The 18736-nt window shown below is 62.6% G+C and carries 22 protein-coding genes; 11 read left to right on the plus strand and 11 right to left on the minus strand.

The window, feature by feature from the left end:
- Positions 1 to 35: 35 nt before the first annotated feature.
- Positions 36 to 866 (plus strand): alpha/beta hydrolase, encoded by an 831-nt coding sequence (locus IVB29_RS23545; RefSeq protein ID WP_247505786.1) that lies wholly within the window; start codon positions 36 to 38, stop codon positions 864 to 866.
- Positions 867 to 1103: 237 nt separating this feature from the next.
- A complete protein-coding gene (locus IVB29_RS23550; protein WP_247505938.1) occupies positions 1104 to 1403 on the plus strand; it encodes a cytochrome c in 300 nt (99 codons plus the stop codon).
- Between the two features lie 188 nt (positions 1404 to 1591).
- On the opposite strand, the gene IVB29_RS23555 is transcribed toward IVB29_RS23550, so the two are convergent.
- The 3 genes from IVB29_RS23555 to IVB29_RS23565 form a co-directional block, all read right to left on the minus strand.
- Positions 1592 to 1933 (minus strand): phasin, encoded by a 342-nt coding sequence (locus IVB29_RS23555; RefSeq protein WP_247505787.1) that lies wholly within the window; start codon positions 1931 to 1933, stop codon positions 1592 to 1594.
- Between the two features lie 141 nt (positions 1934 to 2074).
- Positions 2075 to 2260 (minus strand): hypothetical protein, encoded by a 186-nt coding sequence (locus tag IVB29_RS23560; protein ID WP_007601490.1) that lies wholly within the window; start codon positions 2258 to 2260, stop codon positions 2075 to 2077.
- Positions 2261 to 2639: 379 nt separating this feature from the next.
- Positions 2640 to 3107: a hypothetical protein gene (locus tag IVB29_RS23565; protein ID WP_247505788.1), complete on the minus strand. Its 468-nt coding sequence runs from the start codon at positions 3105 to 3107 to the stop codon at positions 2640 to 2642.
- A gap of 198 nt (positions 3108 to 3305) precedes the next feature.
- Between IVB29_RS23565 and IVB29_RS23570 the strand changes: the two genes are divergently transcribed.
- Positions 3306 to 3662, plus strand: a complete 357-nt coding sequence (locus tag IVB29_RS23570) for a hypothetical protein (protein ID WP_247505789.1) — start codon at positions 3306 to 3308, stop codon at positions 3660 to 3662.
- 45 nt (positions 3663 to 3707) lie between these two features.
- Here IVB29_RS23570 and IVB29_RS23575 read toward each other — a convergent pair whose 3' ends face one another.
- Together IVB29_RS23575 and IVB29_RS23580 are read right to left on the minus strand one after the other, a co-directional pair.
- Positions 3708 to 4283: a hypothetical protein gene (locus IVB29_RS23575; protein ID WP_247505790.1), complete on the minus strand. Its 576-nt coding sequence runs from the start codon at positions 4281 to 4283 to the stop codon at positions 3708 to 3710.
- 47 nt (positions 4284 to 4330) lie between these two features.
- Positions 4331 to 4864: a GcrA family cell cycle regulator gene (locus IVB29_RS23580; protein WP_247505791.1), complete on the minus strand. Its 534-nt coding sequence runs from the start codon at positions 4862 to 4864 to the stop codon at positions 4331 to 4333.
- Positions 4865 to 5031: 167 nt separating this feature from the next.
- Between IVB29_RS23580 and IVB29_RS23585 the strand changes: the two genes are divergently transcribed.
- Both IVB29_RS23585 and IVB29_RS23590 read left to right on the plus strand, forming a co-directional pair.
- Positions 5032 to 5640 carry a S24 family peptidase gene (locus IVB29_RS23585; RefSeq protein ID WP_247505792.1) on the plus strand — a complete coding sequence of 203 codons (609 nt, stop codon included), beginning with the start codon at positions 5032 to 5034 and terminating at the stop codon, positions 5638 to 5640.
- Between the two features lie 98 nt (positions 5641 to 5738).
- Positions 5739 to 6014 (plus strand): hypothetical protein, encoded by a 276-nt coding sequence (locus tag IVB29_RS23590; protein WP_247505793.1) that lies wholly within the window; start codon positions 5739 to 5741, stop codon positions 6012 to 6014.
- A gap of 39 nt (positions 6015 to 6053) precedes the next feature.
- Here IVB29_RS23590 and IVB29_RS23595 read toward each other — a convergent pair whose 3' ends face one another.
- Positions 6054 to 7028: a quinone oxidoreductase gene (locus IVB29_RS23595; RefSeq protein WP_247505794.1), complete on the minus strand. Its 975-nt coding sequence runs from the start codon at positions 7026 to 7028 to the stop codon at positions 6054 to 6056.
- A gap of 225 nt (positions 7029 to 7253) precedes the next feature.
- On the opposite strand from IVB29_RS23595, the gene IVB29_RS23600 reads away from it, so the two are divergent.
- From IVB29_RS23600 to IVB29_RS23610, 3 genes are all read left to right on the plus strand, one after another.
- Positions 7254 to 7454 (plus strand): hypothetical protein, encoded by a 201-nt coding sequence (locus IVB29_RS23600; RefSeq protein WP_018644793.1) that lies wholly within the window; start codon positions 7254 to 7256, stop codon positions 7452 to 7454.
- Between the two features lie 148 nt (positions 7455 to 7602).
- Complete coding sequence (locus IVB29_RS23605) at positions 7603 to 8550, plus strand: MoxR family ATPase (RefSeq protein WP_247505795.1); 948 nt, start codon at positions 7603 to 7605, stop codon at positions 8548 to 8550.
- A 5-nt stretch (positions 8551 to 8555) separates the two neighbouring features.
- Entirely contained in the window at positions 8556 to 9935 is a 1380-nt protein-coding gene (locus IVB29_RS23610; RefSeq protein WP_247505796.1) for a VWA domain-containing protein, read from the plus strand.
- 20 nt (positions 9936 to 9955) lie between these two features.
- Here the strand turns inward: IVB29_RS23610 and IVB29_RS23615 are convergent, their stop codons facing one another.
- Positions 9956 to 10135, minus strand: a complete 180-nt coding sequence (locus IVB29_RS23615) for a hypothetical protein (protein WP_247505797.1) — start codon at positions 10133 to 10135, stop codon at positions 9956 to 9958.
- 345 nt (positions 10136 to 10480) lie between these two features.
- Between IVB29_RS23615 and IVB29_RS23620 the strand changes: the two genes are divergently transcribed.
- Positions 10481 to 10702, plus strand: a complete 222-nt coding sequence (locus IVB29_RS23620) for a hypothetical protein (protein ID WP_247505798.1) — start codon at positions 10481 to 10483, stop codon at positions 10700 to 10702.
- Between the two features lie 8 nt (positions 10703 to 10710).
- On the opposite strand, the gene IVB29_RS23625 is transcribed toward IVB29_RS23620, so the two are convergent.
- The 3 genes from IVB29_RS23625 to IVB29_RS23635 are packed head-to-tail and all read right to left on the minus strand — an operon-like array spanning position 10711 to position 14656.
- Positions 10711 to 12093, minus strand: a complete 1383-nt coding sequence (locus tag IVB29_RS23625) for an NCS2 family permease (RefSeq protein WP_247505799.1) — start codon at positions 12091 to 12093, stop codon at positions 10711 to 10713.
- Positions 12094 to 12114: 21 nt separating this feature from the next.
- Positions 12115 to 13980, minus strand: coding sequence for an adenine deaminase C-terminal domain-containing protein (locus tag IVB29_RS23630; protein WP_247505800.1), 1866 nt, complete (start codon positions 13978 to 13980; stop codon positions 12115 to 12117).
- A gap of 13 nt (positions 13981 to 13993) precedes the next feature.
- On the minus strand, positions 13994 to 14656 hold the full coding sequence (locus tag IVB29_RS23635) for a TetR family transcriptional regulator (RefSeq protein ID WP_247505801.1): 663 nt from the start codon (positions 14654 to 14656) through the stop codon (positions 13994 to 13996).
- A gap of 234 nt (positions 14657 to 14890) precedes the next feature.
- Between IVB29_RS23635 and IVB29_RS23640 the strand changes: the two genes are divergently transcribed.
- Together IVB29_RS23640 and IVB29_RS23645 are read left to right on the plus strand one after the other, a co-directional pair.
- Entirely contained in the window at positions 14891 to 15904 is a 1014-nt protein-coding gene (locus IVB29_RS23640; protein WP_247505802.1) for a formamidase, read from the plus strand.
- Between the two features lie 86 nt (positions 15905 to 15990).
- The gene (locus tag IVB29_RS23645) at positions 15991 to 17310 is read left to right on the plus strand and encodes a dicarboxylate/amino acid:cation symporter (RefSeq protein ID WP_247505803.1); all 1320 of its coding nucleotides are present in this window, start codon (positions 15991 to 15993) and stop codon (positions 17308 to 17310) included.
- A gap of 8 nt (positions 17311 to 17318) precedes the next feature.
- Here the strand turns inward: IVB29_RS23645 and IVB29_RS23650 are convergent, their stop codons facing one another.
- The gene (locus IVB29_RS23650; protein WP_247505804.1) at positions 17319 to 18692 is read right to left on the minus strand and encodes a hypothetical protein; all 1374 of its coding nucleotides are present in this window, start codon (positions 18690 to 18692) and stop codon (positions 17319 to 17321) included.
- Between the last annotated feature and the right edge of the window lie 44 nt (positions 18693 to 18736).

Genomic DNA, 18736 nt, shown 5'->3' on the forward strand with positions numbered 1-18736 from the left:
GACCATCTTCATTCGAAAGTGATTGGGAAGGAACCATGAAGAGGGTGTTTGCAGTTCTGGCGTTTCTTTGCGTCCTCGGCGTCGGCCAGTATTTCGTCGTCAGCCGGTTCGCGATCCGCCATGAGATTTTGACCCTGTTCGACGCCTCTCGCCAGCGGCCGATCATGGTCGAGATCGCGGTGCGGCGCGACTACGAGACCAAGGCCAATCTCGGTCTCTGGAAGCTGCCGCTCGCCATCATCAGCAACGGCAACACCGTCAAGGCCACCGAGTATTCCTTTCTCGCCAATGTGCTCGCGGCACGCGGCTATCTCGTTGCCAGCATCCAGCAGGACCTGCCGAGCGATCCGCCGCTGATGACCCATGTCGGCCAGCAATATGTCGGCCGACGCGAAGTGTATATGCGCTGCGAGGCCAACATCCTCTTCGCGCTGAGCGAGTTGAAAAGGCGTCAGGAGAACGTCGACTACGACCACATCACGCTCGTCGGCCATTCCAACGGCGGCGACGTGTCGATGTACGTCGCCCGTCAGCACCCGGAGCTGGTCTCGAAAGTGATCACGCTCGACAATCTGCGGGTGCCGTTCGTCCTCAGCAACAACATGAAGATCCTGTCGTTCCGCTCGAAAGATCCGCATTTCGCCACCGACCCGGGCGTGCTGCCGACGCCGGAAGAAGCCAAGGCGCGCGGGATCGATATTGTCCACACTGGCGCGCAGCATACCGAGATGAGCGACCGCGGCCCTGATGCGGTCAAGGAGAAGATCCAGGAGACGCTGGACCGATTCCTGCGTGACAGCGCCAGCAGCGCGCTCACGCCGGCCGACACGAGAAGCCCGATGATCATGAACCCCGGCGACTACTAGCCGGAAAAAGTTTTGCGACAGATCAAGGCAGCTCCAGGCCGACCAGGCTAGGAAGGTCTCACCATCGCGGAGAGGCACGTGTCGTACTACACCGAAAGCCTTGATATGAAACGTCTTGGCCTGCCCGCGGCAAAGACGCCGGCATTCGCGCGGCATGTCTATCGTTCCGTTCGAAGGCTGCTGCGGTCGATCATCGCCCGGATCGATCTCTCCCAGTTTCCGGGATCGTGCTGCGGAATTTGCCTGCTGCTGGCCGTGGCCTCGAGCTCCGGCGCGTCGTCCGCTCTCGCCGCCGATGCCAGTCATGGCGCCGACCTCGCCAAGCGATGGTGTGCAAGCTGCCACGTCGTGGCGAGCGGCCAGGCCCAGGCGAGCGCCGACGTCCCCTCGTTTGCATCGGTTGCGCGCCGGCCGGACTTCAGTCCGGAGAGGCTCGCTTTCTTCCTGCTCGACCCGCATCCGAAGATGCCGAACTTTCCCCTCAGCCGGACCGAAGCCGGCGACATCGCCGCCTATATCGGATCGCTGCGTCCATAGGGCCGGCCAATCGCGACACCCACAAACTGCAAATCCCTGCCGGAGGACCGACAGGGATCAGCAGAAAGGATGACGGACGGCGAATGAGGACCATTCGGTGGCCCATCATGGACCTGCATCAACATCGAAGTGCGGATCACCGCGCCGTGCAAGATCAATTTGTGGGCACGCTGTATACATGCCGAAGATCAGGATTTGCCCTTGCCGGGTTGCATGAAGCTGCCGGTCATCTGACGCATGTGGTCCCCGGCGCTGGTGAACTGACTTCGCAGGAAGTCGGACTGGATTCGCATCGCTTCCTGAAGGTCGGTCGCGTGAACGAGCTTGCGTGCATGCTCGAACGCCGACTTCATGTTCTGCTCGGTGAAAGCGAGCGCCTGCTTCGACACCTCGTTGCCCGCTCCGGGAACCGACGTCATCGATTTGGTGGCGGCATCGAAAAACATTCCAAATGCCTTTTCGGCTTGGTCGATCGTCTTCTCGGCCAGGTCGCGCAGTTCGGCCGGAACTTCGAGCTTCGGTTCGATCATGGTCGCACTCCTCCCTTTTTCTTAGCTGAATACCACACTTGCCGGACCACCTTCCAGCGGCTAGCCCCGGGGGTAAACGACCCCGGCGGTCTGGGCTTGGGCAGGAAAACGAAGGAAAAGGCCTAAGGCGTGCGGCCGGGCTCAGGACAGCGGGTGTTCGGGAAGGGCCTCTTCGGTGGCGAGGTCCTCGACCAGCTTGATAACCTCAAAACGCTGTCGAGGCGCGAGCTTCAAAAAGGCCCTGAGCAGGCGCAGGCTCTCGACGGTGCCGCTCGCAGGTGCGCCAAGCTTAAGGTGCAGTTCAGCCGCGAAATTGAGGTTCTTCATTTCGCACCTATGACAAGCATCGGCTTTCCTGATCAGTCATGGGCTTCCACGCGAGAGCCCAACGCCAGAACCGGACGCCATGCCCGGGACAAACTCTCGGCCGGAGGGCCCCGGCTGGGTAGCACGCTGGACCACGTATCCAAACGGACCAAGCAGGTTGTAATTATGCCAAGGAACAACCCTTTCGGCAAGCCCAACCACCGGCTGAGCGATGCTTCGTCTGCATCGCAGCACGGCAATTCCGGATAACAGGAATATGAACCGCCGTCACCCGCCTGCGTCAAGAAGCAGCATCCATCACGCACATGGCCGTTATCTCTGTCAACAGTCGCAGCGTTTCGCCCTGTTTCCAATATGAATGGACATTGGCGGGCACCGCCTAACGCCTCTTCAGCGTATACACGTAATTGTTGAGTCCGATCTTGGCGGTTGTATCGTCGGCGAAATGAACATCGATCTCGCAGCCGGTCTCCAGAGTCTTGATCGGACCGCTGGCAAAGCCGAGCGAGACAGCAAGCGTCTTCGGATCGGCCTTCTTGTCGGCACGTTGCATCTCGTCGAATGCGCCCTGGAAGATTATGTCGGGGCCATAATCGATCACCTTGTACTGCGGCTTGGCGCAGGCAAAGGGCCGCGGTCCCGAGATCTCCTTGGCGTTCAGGACGACTGCCTTGCCCATCAGCCGTGCCCGCTCTGTGCCGTCAGGCTTGCGTTGCGGATCGGCCCATGGCGCGGCCACGGCGGCCGTGACTATCCAGCTGCCAATGTAGAAGGGATCGGCGGCCGCAGCGGTGCCTGCGGCGCCGACGGACACCAGAAGGCAAACAACAGTGCCGGCGAATTTCATCTGACATATCCCCTGGAGCTCTCGGCTTGGACTCGCCTCTTCGCATCTAGGTTCACCGCTCGCGATATATTTCCGCGCATGAACCCGCGTTCAAGATCGGACGACCAAGCGGTTGCGAACCGGCCACGCAGATCACGGGCGCCATGGCTGATGGACTGATACCGATTCGGGCGCGCGTCAGCACCAAAGGACGACGGCATGCTTTCTCGCTGCGATCTCATCAAGGGCGCCGCGGTCGCGCTTCTCACCCTCTCGACACAAGGCGCATGGGCGCAGGAGACCAAAATGAACCTGTTCAAGGTCGTCACCATCAAGGACGAAATCGTCGTCGGATTGTCGGCGGAAGAGCTTCAGGCACTCGGCGGCAATGATGCGAGCGCGGTTGCACACGCGCTGGCGCAGAAGGGCGATCTCACCGTTTGGCAATACAACGTGCATCGCGGCCCCAACGGCGAATTGCAGCAGGCGCCGACCGCCAGGATAGGGCTTTTGGCCAACGCCTCGCTTCGCGTCGAGCCCTACACGACGCCGTACCAGATCGTACCGCATCCCTAGGCAGCGAGCCGGCAGGCCTGCGGTGCGACCGCAGGCCTGCCGCAATTATCTGCACTGACTTGCACGCTTCGTCCCCGTTTCCGTCGCAAAGCCGTAGATCAGCGCCAGCCGGTCCAGGCATTCGCGAAAACGCCGCGCAAAATAGTCGTTCCAGCGCTGCGTACGGACGGCCCGGAGCTCCCCGATCTGATCCATGCTCAGGCCCAGCACCAGCACGTCGTACACCAGCGCCGAGCCATCGGTGCCGAGTTCGCGCTCGACGCGGTTCAGACGCAACACCGCCTGTCGCTGGCTCTCGGTGACAGGCTCGCGCGTGCCAGCACCATCGACATATTCGCGTGTCGTATCTACCGCCTGAGGCCCCCGCTCCGCCCGCTCCCAATCGTTCTGGAAGGCGCGCCCGCCGCGATATTGCGCCTCGTCGATCTGGTGGTGCGCGTGCAGCCGGCCGAGCGGATCGCCGCGGATCGACCGGATGGCCACGATCTTCTCGCCGGGATCGAGCCCCAGCGGATTGTCGATTTCGACCTCCGCCACCTCGGCATTGAACGGCACCTCGCGCGACCGCCGGTCGTAGATATTCGTCAATTTGTAGGATTTGTTGCGCCGGACACGTCCCATGCGAGTACTCCTTGCAAAGTTATCGATTGAACGGGATTGCCGCACTTTCAGGCCACGGGAACGAGCCTCAATGCGACGGGACCTGCGACACGGGCGGACGCAGGTCCCGACCGGCGCGTCAGGCCGGCATGCGGTGTGCAATAGCTGGAGCCTGGCTGGCACGGATGGCCGCAGAAGGTGATCTCCTCCCCATCCTTGTCGCCGCCATAGGGATAGCGACAGTCGGTCGGCGCAAGTTCGACCAGCTGGATCAGGCGCGGCTGGACGCCGACGCAGCGCAACTTCACCCGCGCGGCAGGCTTCATCGCGGACATCGGCGGCAAGTTCAGGTCCGGTAACGCCGACGGGCGCGGCGAGAGCAGACCGGCCTCGCCCGGCCAAGATGGCACGATCGACGGGCTCGTCATGCGCGTCGGCGCAATGAGCCCGAGCCGCTTGGCACGGCCGACCACCGCATTGCGCGTGTAAGCCGTTCCAAACCTTGCGTTAATCTGATGTCCGATCTCCGCGTAAGACACGCCCCTGAGAAAATAATCGCGAAGCGCGTCGGAGTGCTCCGACGTCCAGTGGCCCGGTTCCATGCTGCTGTCCTGTGATGCGCCTCCTCCGGTCGCAGGACCGGCAGGCGAGACGAACATTCCGGTATTCCGAAGCAAGTGTCAAGCAATAATTCTGATATTCATAATTGCATCAATTCCGAATTTCGGATTACAAGAGACCAGACGATGGACAATCCGAGGGAATCACCATGTTGGACGCAGCAATGATCGAGCGGGGCCTGGAGAAGACGGGCAAGAGCAAGGGCGGCCTCGCCGCAGCCATGGGCGTGCGGCCCGGAGCGGTCTCGGAGATCCTCGGCGGCGAGCGGCTGGTGAAGGCATCGGAAATCATTCCGATCATGGAGTATCTCGAGCTCAATCTCGCGCCGATCATGGGCCGCGTCGGCGCCGGCGCCGTGATCGAGCCGGATTATGAACAGGTCCCGCCGGAAGGCCTCGGCGACATCGCGCTACCCTTCCCGATCATGGAAGAGACCGTCGCCTTCGAGATCGTCGGCGATTCGATGTTGCCCAAATACGAAAGCGGCGACGTGATCGTCGTCTACAAGGACCAGCGGCATCCGCTGTCGAGCTTCTACGGCGAAGAGGCCGTAGTTCGGCTCAAGACCGGCGAGCGCTATCTGAAGACCATCGAACGGGGCAAATCCCCCTCCGTCGTCAATCTGAACAGCTTCAACGCCAAGCCGATCGTCGGCGTCAAACTCGAATGGGTCGGCGAGATCTGCCTGTCCATGCCCAAGGGTCAGCTTGAACGGCTGCGCGCCAAGTCTGGGCGCCCGCGCAAGAAGGTCAAGTGAGGCGAATTTCTGTTTTTTAGAAATTGACATTGACTTAATTCCGTTTTTCGGAAATACTCTGCCGCACCCCCGGTCACGGGGCGCGGCAGGATCGTTTCATGCAGTATTTCGTCGTGATGATCGACTATGGGCGGCGCGGTCGCGAGGCGATCGTCGACCCCGAGATCACAAGGCGCGAGGTCGTCTCCCGCGTCACCTCGGGCGAATATCAGAACATCTCGTTCATCCACGAAATCGCCGAGAATTCAGTCGAGGACGTGACCGAAGCCATCCTGGCTGAGGCCGCCCTGCCCCAAATTCCGCCTGAAGATGTCGACCTCCAGGCGACCCGCATGGATCACGCCCGTGATCTGCGCAAGCACGAGAGGACGTGACGCAGACTGAAGCAGCCTGCGTCACCGCCCGTTCGGAGATCATACCGTGAGAACGGTCGACCCCGTGGTCTTGCGCGCGGCGAGATCGGCATGCGCCTTGGCAGCGTCCTTCAGCGGATAGGTCTGGCGCACCTCGATCTTGACCGCGCCGGACTTGACGACGTCGAACAGCTCGCCTGCCATTGCGACCAGGCTCTCGCGCTTGGCGGCATAGGTGAACAGCGTCGGCCGGGTGACATAGAGCGAGCCCTTCTGCGCGAGCAGGCCGAGATTGAGCGGCTCGACAGCGCCGGAGGACGCACCAAACAGCGCAGCGACGCCGAGCGGCGCGAGGCAGTCCAGTGACTTCAGGAACGTGTCCTTGCCAACTGAGTCGTAGACCACCGGCACCTTCTTACCCCCGGTGATCTCGTCGACGCGCTTCACGAAATCCTCGCGGCTGTAGATGATGACATGGTCGCAGCCATGCGCCTTGGCGAGCTTCGCCTTCTCATCGTTGCTGACGGTGCCGATCACGGTCGCGCCGAGATGTTTGGCCCACTGGCTGAGGATCAGACCAACGCCGCCGGCCGCGGCATGGAGCAGGATGGTATCGCCGGCCTTCACGCGATAGGTCTGCCGGATCAAATATTGCGTGGTGAGCCCCTTCAGCATCATCGCCGCCGCGGTCTTGTCATCGACACCATCAGGCAGCTTCAGCAGACGGTCGGCCGGGATCAGCCGTGCCTCGGAATAGGCGCCGAGCGGCGAGGCGCCATAGGCGACGCGATCACCGGGCTTCAGATCGGTGACACCGGGCCCGATTTCCTCGACGACGCCGGCCGCTTCGCTGCCGAGACCGCTCGGCAATTGCGCGGGATACACACCGGAGCGATTGTAGATGTCGACGAAGTTGAGACCGACGGCGGTGTGGCGGATGCGCGCTTCGCCCGGTCCGGGCTTGCCGACACTGACCTCCTCCCAGACCAGAACTTCCGGACCGCCGGTCTTGTGAAAGCGAATGGCATGCGTCATGGGCGTTGCTCCCTTATCGTTGTCATGAAGGTCCGAGAACCGGATCGCGTGGTGAAATAGGCATTTGGTCCGCCTGTTACAGTATAGAAGACGTAACAAGAATGTCACAGCGAACGACAAACGCCCGCCGTTCCACCTCTGTTCGAAAGAGTTGATGACGGCCTGACGACATCAGGCAGTAGCCTTCGCGCGGGGTTTGGTGGTCGCCTGCGAAGGAGAGCCGAGATGCCAGCTTATGTACAGCTTCATCAGGATATCGAAATCGCGCCTGTGATTTGCCCGACGTGCATGGGGTTCCTGCCAATGTACGTGCGCGAGGTCGAGCCGCATTGGAGCCTTGCCAAGATCGACTTCGTCTACGAGTGCGCCGATTGCGGCGCCGAGGTTCGGCAGACAATCCGGAAACCCGAACTGCTGCGGCACTGATCGCGCGGCCGGCGAACCGCTCAACTATTTTGCGTTAAGCGGAAAAAACGCCCTTCACGCGGGTCAGACGTCTCCCAAACGAGGCTTGTTCTTTGCGGGGAACGCAGGCAGAACAAGCCTCAAGCAAGACCTTTGGGAGCGCCAATTCGTGGCTGAACAGAAGCCCTCGACAGCGATCGAGGCAGTGGAGAGCGGCCTCGCCGCGCAGGGCTATATCGCGAGCCGGCAGATCGCGACGGCCGTCTATTTGTCGCAACAGATCGAGAAGCCGATCCTTGTCGAGGGCCCCGCGGGCGTCGGCAAGACCGAGCTTGCCAAGGCGATCGCCGCCTGGAGCGGCAAGAAGATGATCCGCCTGCAATGCTATGAAGGCCTCGACGAGGCCAAGGCGCTCTACGAGTGGAAATACGCCAAGCAGCTTCTCTACACCCAGATTCTCAAGGACAAGCTCGGCGAAGTGCTCGGCGGCGCGCAGACGCTGCACGACGCGCTCGCACAGCTCCACGATTTTGGCGACGTGTTCTTCTCAAAGGAGTTCGTCGAGCCGCGCCCCCTGCTCCAGGCGCTGGAGCAGCCGGGTGGCTGCGTGCTGCTGATCGACGAGATCGACAAGTCGGATGCCGAATTCGAATCGCTCCTGCTGGAAATCCTCTCCGACTTCCAGGTCACGATCCCCGAGCTCGGCACCGTCTCGGCGATCACGCCACCGACGGTGATCCTCACATCCAACAGCGAACGTGACCTCGGCGACGCTCTGAAGCGGCGCTGCCTGCATCTGCATATCGGCTTCCCCGAGCAGCGGCTGGAGGAACGGATCGTCGAGAGCCGCGTGCCCAACATCTCGCAGACACTGCGCCGGCAGATGGTCGGCTTCATCCACGAAATCCGCTCGCTGGATCTGAAGAAGCTGCCCTCGATCAGCGAGACCATCGACTGGGCGCGCGTGCTGGTGCTGCTCCAGGCCTCCGAGCTCGATACCGAGATCGTCAAGGACACGCTCAACGTGCTCCTGAAATACGAAGCCGACATCGAGGCCGCGACGCCGCAAGTGACGACTTTCATTGCCAAGGCAGCGCGTTCCAACATCTTCGGTTGACCCCGATGCGCGAGAACCTCCATCGTTTCTTTCGGGCGGCACGCGGCGCCGGTGTTCATGTCTCGCCCGCTGAAAGCATCGATGCGATGCGCGCGGTGTCGCAGGTCGGATTTTCCGACCGAACCGTTCTGCGCGATGCGCTTCTGCTAACGCTCGCCAAGTCCCAGGACGAGAAGCTCGCGCTCGGCGACTGTTTTGATCTGTTCTTCAGTCAGCCGGAACCGCGGCAGGAACAGCCTGAGGCCGACAGCGACGACAACGCCTCGCAGAACGCTGATCAGTCGCCCTCTTCCGGCTCGGCCAGTGAAGCCGGCGAAGGCCAACCTCCCGAAGGACTGGGCCAGCTGGCGCAGATGTTGCTGTCGCAGGACCGCAACGCGCTCGCGGCCGCCATTGCCAGCGCCTCCGGTGCAGCCGCGCTCTCCGACATCCGCTATTCGACCCAACGCGGCATCTTCTCCAGCCGCATCCTCGACGCCATGGGCCTGCAGCGCCTGCGCGATGATCTCGACGAGCTGACCGCGAGCAATCCGGCACTCGCCGAGCGCCTGCGCGCTGCGCTGGACGCCCTGCGCGAGGCCGTGCGCGACACGGTCTCGCAAGGGCTTGCGCTCTATGCCCGCGAGGAGGCCGAAAACCTCCGCAACGAGATCCTGCGCAACGCGCCGCTTGCCCGCATCGAGCGGCGTCAGGTTGCCGAGATGCGCGCCCTCATTCGCCGGATCGCACAGCGACTGCGCGAGCGCTATTCCAAGCCGCGCAAGCGCCAACGCCGCGGCCATCTCGACGTCCGCCGCACGCTCCGCCGCAACGCCGCCTGGGGCGGCATCCCCTTCCTCACCGCATGGAAGCGCAAGCATCGTGACCGGCCGAAGATCGTCGCAATCTGCGATGTCTCCGGCTCCGTCGCGCAAGTCTCCGACTTCTTCCTGCTCCTGATCCACTCGCTGCACGAGGTGGTCGACGACGTCCGCTCCTTCGCATTCTCCTCACATACAATCGAGGTCAGCGAGATCCTGGAGAAGAAGTCGCCCGAAGAGGCGATGGCCGAGATCATGTCCAAGGTCGGCTTCGGCTCGTCCGACTACGGCTCGTCTCTGGTCGATTTCGAGAAGGACTTCATGAGCACGCTGACGCCGCAGACCACGGTGATCGTGCTCGGCGATGCCCGCAGCAACAATCTCGATCCGCGTGCCGACATCCTGCGCCGCATCTCCGAGCGCTCGAAGCGGCTGGTCTGGCTCAATCCCGAGGGTCGGCTTGCCTGGGGCTTTGGCGATTCCGAGATGCCGCGCTATGCGACTTTTTGCAGCGTTGTGCGCCAATGTGCCACCGCACAGCAGCTCGAGCGCGCCGTGTCCGACATCGTGGCGACTTATCAGTAGGTCTCGACGCGCCGCGAGCGTCAGCCTCGCGCAAGCTCGGCCTGAACGACGTTGCACTGGAAGTGATAGGCAATTTCATCGAGCGCGCGCTGCTCCCATTGCTGGGCTTGCGCAAGCCAGAATACGCGGCGCTCGGAATCCAGCACAGCACGTTCGCGGCAAAGAGATTCCTGACTGCGAATTTCTACCAGCCTGTTCATGCACTCCACTCCTGCCGCGTGAAGCCATTCCCCTACGAATCAGCGTAGCAGAGTTTCAAACCCTTCGTCTCACGGTTTCTGTGCATATTGCGGTGCAGGATGGGACAGCGATACTTCCCGTGCACTGCGGCAGTCCCAAGCGATCAATCGCAAATCATCAATTAGTGATCGGAGATCGGGACGATATTCGTGTGCAAACGATCTTAACGCTTGTGGCGCAACGACGTGCGACAATTCGTGAAGAGATGTTCTAAACACCTCACCGAATTCCCGACTCATTGTCGTCGCATGGTCTTCATGCAGCGCCGCTAACAGGACGCGAACGGTACTATCGCTTGAGGCAACATGAGCAACGATTTCGACTTCGATCTTTCACCCGACCAGTGGGAAGTGCTGAAAGCGCTTCGCAATCCGGTGTCGAACGGTCGCCTCGCGAAGGCTTATGTCGTCAAAAGCCTGGTCGAGCTCGGCCTTGTCGCGATCGATGACGGCGTGCCAGCGATGACACCGGCCGGGCGCAAGGCGCTGGTGCGCGGATCGTGCCGATTGCTGGATCTTGCGGCGTAGCACGAGCATCAAAAAATCTGGGATATCACGATCGCGCAAGCGATGAACACCACGCCTAACCCCCACACCATCGCCGGAATCTGCAACCGCCGGCCGACCGCCACCTCCAGAGCAATGTAGCTCAGAGTGCCCAGGGCCATTCCGTTGATGAGGTTATTGGTCAGCACGGTGACCAATAGCGTCAGCACGATCGGAACCGCATTGCCGAGATCAGTCATGTCAATGCGGGCGAGGCCCTGCATCATCAGCACGCCGACGAGCACCAGCGCGGGCGCGGTTGCTTGCGGCGGAATGATGACGAAGATCGGCCAGAAGAACAAAGCGAGGCAGAAGAATCCCGCAACGGTCAGCGAGGTCAGGCCGGTGCGGCCGCCGGCCTGCACGCCGGTGATCGACTCGATATAGGCCGTGACAACCGACGTGCCGAGCAGCGGGCCAACAATGGAGGCCGTCGCATCGGTCGCAAATGCAGCGGTGGCATTCGGGATCGAGCCGTCAGGCTTGCGCAAATTGGCGGCGCCCGTCACACCGATCAAGGTGCCCAGCGTCGAAAAGAATTCGGCGCACAGGAAATAGAACAGCAACGGCAGCGCCACGACGAAATGGCTGAAGAGATAGCCGATGTCGAGCGCCATGAAGGTGCTGGTCGGCCAGCGCGGCCACGACATGATCGCTGATGGCACCGATGTCACCATCTTGCCGTTGCCGCCGGGAACAAAGAACCCGATCACGGTGACCAACGCGATCGACAGGATCAGCGCCGCCGGTACCCGGCGCACCACCAGCACCGGCGTGAGCAGGAGACCAAACAGCGTCAGCAGCACCGGCGGGCTGCGCAGCGAGCCCATGGCGATGTAGGTCGACGGATTCTGGACGACGAATCCGGCGCCGCGTAACGCGATGAAGACGATGAGGGTACCGACCGCCGCCTGGATGCCGATCTTCATCGCTTCCGGCACGTCCTTTGCGACTTTCTCGCGCAGCTTCGACAGGCTGAGGATCAGGAACAGCACGCCAGTGAAGCCGACCATGGCGAGCGCGCCCTGCCAGGGCATGCCCATCTGCTTGACGATGACATAGGTGAAGATGACGTTCGATCCCATCGCCGGCGCAACGGCGAGCGGCAGATTGGCCCACAGCCCCATCATCACCGAGCCGACGATCGCGGCGAGCGCCGTGGCACTGACGAGATCGGCGCGATCCATTCCGGCGTTGGACATGATGGCCGGGTTCACGGCGATGATATAGGCCATCGCCGCGAACGTGGTCGCGCCGGCCATCACCTCGCGGCCAACGCTCGTGCCGCGCTCGGTGAGGCCAAAGGTCCGATCGAGCAGCCCGGTAGCCGTGCGCGGCGCCGGCTCCGCGGAAGCGTCTTGCGGCTTCGTCATCTCGTCCATCCCAGTCCCCCCTTACCAGACCACCGGGTGCGCTTCGCCGGTCTGCACGTTGATGAAACCGAGCGGCGCCTGCTCGCACGGCGCCACCAGCACCCAGCTCCAGGGCGCGCAGGTCAGCGTCGCAAACATCAGCCGCTCCGGGAATCCCGGATACCAGCGCGGCCGGAACGTCGGCTCGTACATCCAGTCGACCTTGCGTCCTTCTGCATAAAGCGCCTGCATCTCGGCATCGAGCGCCTGCGCCGAACGACAGCTCATCAGCCCGCCGACCTCGAAGCGCACGGTGGCGACGAGCTCGCCCTCACGCACCAGTGCCCATCCGCCCTGAAGTTCGATCAGCGCGTTCACCGCCTTTGCCATCGCCGCATCGGACGAGCCGACCACCCAGATATTGTGCTTATCGTGCGCCACCGAGCAGGCGACTGCCGTCTCCGGCGTGCGCGGCCCACAGCCGCGCCAAAACATCTTTGCGACGCGCCCGTCGCCGGAGAAACGGTCGACGATGGCAAATTTGGTGATGGTCTCGCTCTCGTCGCGCTGCACGGCACCGTCACGTACCGGCAGTTCGAGCGTGTAGAATTCCGGATGCCAATGGAAGGGGCGGATCACCGCAGCCTTCATCGTGGTACGGCCGGGCTCGGCCCGCAATTCGAAATCTTCAGGCTTGATCGAACGCTTGATGTTGACCGTCTTCGTTGCCCAATCCGGCCACTGGATCTCGGGCACATGGCCGACGTAACGCTTGCCCTCGGAAACCTGAGCGCCATCGGCCCACACTTCGGCGATCGTGAGCTTGGCGACATCCGACAGCAGCACGACGTCGCCGAAACGCCCCGGAGCCAGGCTGCCGACGAACGGCGTGAGGCGCATGTGCCGCGCCGGATTGATCGTGAGACACTGGATTGCGATTTCCGGCGCAAGGCCGGCCTCGATCGCGACGCGTGCATTATGGTCGCTGGCCCCGAGCTCGAGCGTGTGGCTGGCGCTGCGGTCATCCGTGGTGAATGCGATCTGCGACCAGTCCTGCAAACCCTTCGCGAGCAGCCATTTGACGATTTCGTCCATGGCATAGACGCGCAGCTCGACGAACAAGCCGCGCGTGAGCTTGTCCCAGGTCTCCTCCGGCGTCTGTACCTCATGGTCGGACGCAAGCCCGGCTGCGGCAAAGGCGTTGATGGAGGGCAGATCCCGCAATCCGGAGGCATGGCCCTCGACGACGCCGCGCGCTGCGAACGTCGCCTCGATCATGCCCCAGAGCCGCTTGTAAGAGGGATTGTCGGGATTCCACACCGCAGGCCAGTCCATGACTTCGTCGAGCCCGGTGACCATCAGGCTCTCGCTCATGAAGCGGGCCTGCTCATCGTGGCCATACCAGCCGCCGCCCCATTCGTAGGCCGTCGGCGGCACGGCTGAACCGGGTTGCGGGAAGATCTTGAGCGGCGAGCCGCGGCGGCGTGCCTCGAACCAGAATTCAAGATTGCGTGCACCGTTGACGTTGGAGAATTCGTGGCTCGCCTCGCAGGTCCAGGTATTGCCATGCGGCAGCACCAGCGCGGCCTCCCATTCCGGCGTCAGATGCGAGCTTTCGATATGCTTGTGCACCTCGCCGAACCCTGGCACGGCGGCAAGATCCGGCCGATGCGCGCGCTCGCGCACCTCGCCGGGATAGCTGCCGGCAGGCCCGACCCAGGCGATGCGCCGTCCCCTAAAGACGATCTCCTGATCCTCGCTCCAGGTGCGGCTGTGCACGTCGAGCAACCTGCCGACCCGCAAGGAGCGATCGGCCGGGCGGCGGCCGAGCGCCGTCAGCACCAGGTCCTGGCGAATGCGAACCTCGTCGGGCGCGGTGATCAGGAGATCGTCGGGGATCGCATTCATGGCCTGCCTCGCTCTACTCCGGTAGTTTCGCAGCCGCGGCTCGCTTCCGCGGTAATTTGCCGACCTTGCCGCTGCGCGCCGCGGCGGCATCGCGCTGCCGAACGTCCTTCAGGAGGGTCGTGAGCCCCCACTCGATGGCATCGGCGATCTCGCTGCTGGTCATGCCGAAATCCTCACGCATAGCATTCCAGGCCAGCACGTTGTTGAGATAGGACGCGAGCGCCTCCGCCTGGCGGACCTCCCTGGCGGGGAGATGCCGCACCAGCGGCGCCATCGCTTTGCGATGCTGCTCGATCAGGTGACGCCGGAAGCCCGCGCGCATCCGTCTGCCTGCCCGCGTCACTGCAATGGCCCGCGCCAAATGCGGATGACGATCAAATCGCTTGCACAGTTTGCGGAAGATCTCGGGCAGCTCGTCGGGCGAGGTGAAGGGAATGTAGCTGAAGACGTTGTCCTCGATCCATTCGCCGGCCGCGGCAGACAGCTCCGCACGGGTCTTGAAGTGCCGATAGACGGTCCGCTCGGCCACCTTCGCACGCTTGGCCACAGCGGCAATGGAGATGTCGTCGGCCGCCTCGTCCTCCAGCGTCTCGACAAAGGCCGCAACGATGCGTTGCCGCGTCATCTCGGCATATTCGTCGCGAAGACTGGCGATATGTCGCTTTGCTGTACTCATGTCATAAGTCTGACATTGGGTGGATTGGAGGGTCAAGCCGAGACTTCAGGCACGGCGCGGCGCAACAATGTGCGTCGGCCTCCTCTGGGGAGCGTCACGGTCCTCTCGCGCACGACTTTCGCCTGCCGCCTGAAAAATGGACTTTTGCGCGTCGTCAAAATCGGATTTGCTCTACTGGCAACTGCGCGCAACGGCGCCGCGCGGACGGCGAGGAAGCCGACGAGAGAGCTGATCATGAACGGGCTTGGCGGGCTGAACAAATCTCCCAACGGCGTTGTCATCGGGCTCGTGCAGCTGCAACTGCCGAATGTCGTGACGCGGGCCGATCTGGCCAGGCAGACCGAGCGTATCGTCTGGATGGTCGGCAAGGCCCGCCGCAATCTCTCCACCATGGATCTGGTGGTGTTCCCCGAATACTCGCTGCACGGCCTCTCGATGGATACCAATCCCGAGATCATGTGCCGGCTCGACCGGCCGGAGGTCGCCGCCTTCAAGAAAGCCTGCATCGACAACAGGATCTGGGGCTGCTTCTCCATCATGGAGTTCAACCCGCACGGCAATCCCTACAATTCGGGCCTAATCATCGACGATAACGGCGAGATCAAGCTCCACTACCGCAAACTCCATCCCTGGATTCCGGTCGAGCCGTGGGAGCCGGGCGATATCGGCATTCCCGTCATCGACGGACCGAACGGCGCCAAGATCGCGCTGATCATCTGCCATGACGGCATGTTCCCGGAGATGGCGCGGGAATGCGCCTACAAGGGTGCGGAGATCATGATCCGCACGGCCGGCTACACAGCGCCGATCCGAGAATCCTGGCGCTTCACCAACCAGGCCAATTCGTTCCAGAACCTGATGGTCACTGCGAATGTCTGCATGTGCGGCTCGGACGGCTCGTTCGATTCCATGGGCGAAGGCATGATCGTCGATTTCGACGGCGCCGTGCTGGCGCACGGCACCAACGGCCGCGCCGACGAGATCATCACGGCTGAGGTCCGGCCGGACCTCGTGCGCGAAGCCCGCATCAATTGGGGCGTCGAGAACAACATCTACCAGCTCTGGCACCGCGGCTATGTCGCGGTGAAGGGCGGCGCGATGGACTGCCCCTACACGTTCATGCAGGACATGGTCGCGGGCACTTTCCGTCTGCCCTGGGAAGATCAGGTCAAGGTCACCGACGGCACCTCCTGCGGCTTCCCGGCGCCGACGCGAATGTTCGGCAGGACGGCGAAGGCGGCGGAATAGACCGTTCCGAGGAGAAACCGCGACAATCTGGCACGGGAGTTGCTCCTTTTTGACGTCCAAGACGCGTCAAATCGGGGGATTTTATCATGTCGACCATAGCCGCGGCCCCGGCCGCCGAGCGCAAGCCGCTTTACACCTCGCTGTTCGTCCAGGTCCTGGCCGCGCTCGTGCTCGGCATCATCCTCGGCATGGCCGTCCCGGACTTCGCCGTCAGCCTCAAGATCCTCAGCGACGCCTTTCTGAAGCTGATCTCGATGATCGTGGCTCCGATCGTGTTCTGCGTCGTCGTCCACGGCATTGCCGGCGCCGGTGACCTCAAGAAAGTCGGCCGGGTCGGCGTCAAGGCGCTGCTCTATTTCGAGGTGATGACAACTGTGGCGCTCGTGGTCGGCCTCGTGCTCGCCTACCTCTTCGGGCCCGGCCACGGCATGAACATCGATCCCTCGACGCTGGATGCCAAGGCGCTCAACACCTACGCCGACAACGCCCACAAGCTGCAGGGTGGTGGCATCGGCTCCTTCCTGCTCAACGTGATCCCGACCACATCGTTCGACGCGTTGTCGCGTAACGACGTGCTCCAGGTGCTGTTCTTCGCGGTCCTGTTCGGCGTCGGCCTGGCACTGGTCGGCGGCGAGAAGGGCAAGCTCGTCACCTCCATGATCGATGCCGCCTCCACCGTGCTATTCCGCGTCATGGGGCTTATCGTCCGCGTTGCTCCACTTGGCGTGCTCGGCGCGGTCGCCTACACCGTCGGAAAATACGGCGTCGGCTCGCTGAAGCAGCTCGTCTCCCTGGTGGCGCTGTTCTACGTGTCGGTCGGCATCTTCGTGCTGGGCGTGCTCGGCAGCGTGATGGCACTGGCCGGAATCAACATCCTCAAATTCCTCGCCTATCTGCGCGAGGAGCTCACCATCGTGCTCGCGACCGCCTCGTCCGACGCGGTGCTGCCGCAGATTATGAAGAAGCTGGAGCGGATGGGCGTGAAGGATTCCGTCGTCGGCCTCGTGATTCCGACCGGCTATTCATTCAACCTCGACGCCTTCTCGATCTATCTGACACTTGCCGTCGTCTTCATCGCGCAGGCGACCAATACGCCGCTGTCCTTCGGCGACCTGCTGCTGGTGCTCGGCGTCTCCCTGATCACATCGAAAGGCGCGCACGGCGTGCCGGGCTCGGCGATCGTGATCCTGGCCGCGACGCTGAACGCAGTGCCGAGCATTCCCGCGATCGGCCTCGTGCTCGTGTTGTCGGTCGATTGGTTCATCGGCATGGCCCGCGCGGTCGGCAACCTCACCGGCAACTGCGTCGCCACCGTGGTGGTGGCTGCCTGGGAAGGCGACCTCGATCGCGCCAAGGCTGCCAAAGTTCTCGAAGGCGGCGAGTTGGTGGACGTGACGGCGGGATAACGCGCCGATCAGTCGTTCCACTGGAGGAGCGGCGTTCCATACGCCCTCCTCCAGACCGACAGGAAGCGCGGAAACCAGGAGTGCGCCACCGCGCCCTTATAGGCCCAGGTGCGATATTTCAGACCCTGCTCGGAGATCAGCTCCTGATATCCGCCGTGCACCTCGGTTGCGGTCCGGATGTCCTTCAATATTCCCTGCGCGCAAGCCCGGTAAGTATCGCCCCCTGAGAACTCATCGTAGTCCAGCATGCGATCCGCGAACTCGACGTTGAATGTCGGCCAGGAGGAGCGGCCTTGATAGGCAGGCGCCGCAATCTTGTGGATCATCTTGTTCCGCGGATTATCGGCGGACACGAGGAAGTGGAACGTGCTGGGGATGCGGAAGCGCGGCTCGGCAATGACCAGATCCGTCGTGGCCGCAAACAGTGCGCGTTCGTTCGCATCGTTCATGTCCCAGAAGCCGCGATGCACGCTGACGAAATCCAGCGCGACCGATGACACCGGCGAGCCCGCCGGGCCATCCAGCGAATGCCTGATATAGCCGTCCTTGCCGAACAGACGGAGCAAATCCCTTTTGTATTGCGCAAGGTCGCGCCCGAGCAGCCGCTTCAGCTCGTTCTCGTCGACGACTCCGAGCTGCACGCCCCAGGCGAACGTTGTGTAGACGCAGGCGTTGGTCACGAAACGTCTACGCTCGGCACGGGTGTCGGTCGCCGCGGAACGCGGCGCGCGGGCGTCGCAGAGTAAATATCTGGTACCCTCGGCGTCGAACGGCTCCAGCTCGCTTGCGAGCTGAAGGATCGCCCGTTTCAGGTCGACACCATATTCAGCCAGCAGCAGGCGGCCGGCATGGGCGCATTGTGACATCGCCAGATGGGACGACGCCCTCTCCTCGGCGGAGAGCATTTGCTGGAGGCCGGCGAGAATGCCGAGCAGCGTATCCGAGGGTCGCGAGAAATAGTTCACGCCGAGATACCGGCCGCGCCCCGCAGGCACGATGGTCGTCGTGACGACGTCAGCGCGGACCGCCTCCAGCAAGAGACGGACGCTTTTTTCAAGCAGCCGGGCTCGCCGGACCGCGTCCTGCGAATCCATGATGGTTTCGGGGTCGAGGACGTCGGGATAGAACCAGGCGAAATCGCGCGGGTAATAAGCGGACGCATGCGGTGCGCCCGTGACGAGGAAAGCCTCGGTCGCCGAAAAGGCGCTGTCCATCGAGTGCCGGTAAAGGTCCTCGATGGCCGACAGCGAATGGTGCGATTGTCTCAGGAACCGATCGCCGAGAAAATTGACCGCTTGAAGGGCGTTGGCGACGAAGGTCGCGGCCGCGCCCTGGTAAAAGCGGTTCTCGCGATGGGATCGAAAAGAGATGTCGCTGTTCATATGTGTCAATCGGTTGATGTCATGTGGTGGCGGTCACCGTTTAC

It is taken from the genome of Bradyrhizobium sp. 1 (genome assembly GCF_023073315.1).
GTDB lineage: Bacteria > Pseudomonadota > Alphaproteobacteria > Rhizobiales > Xanthobacteraceae > Bradyrhizobium.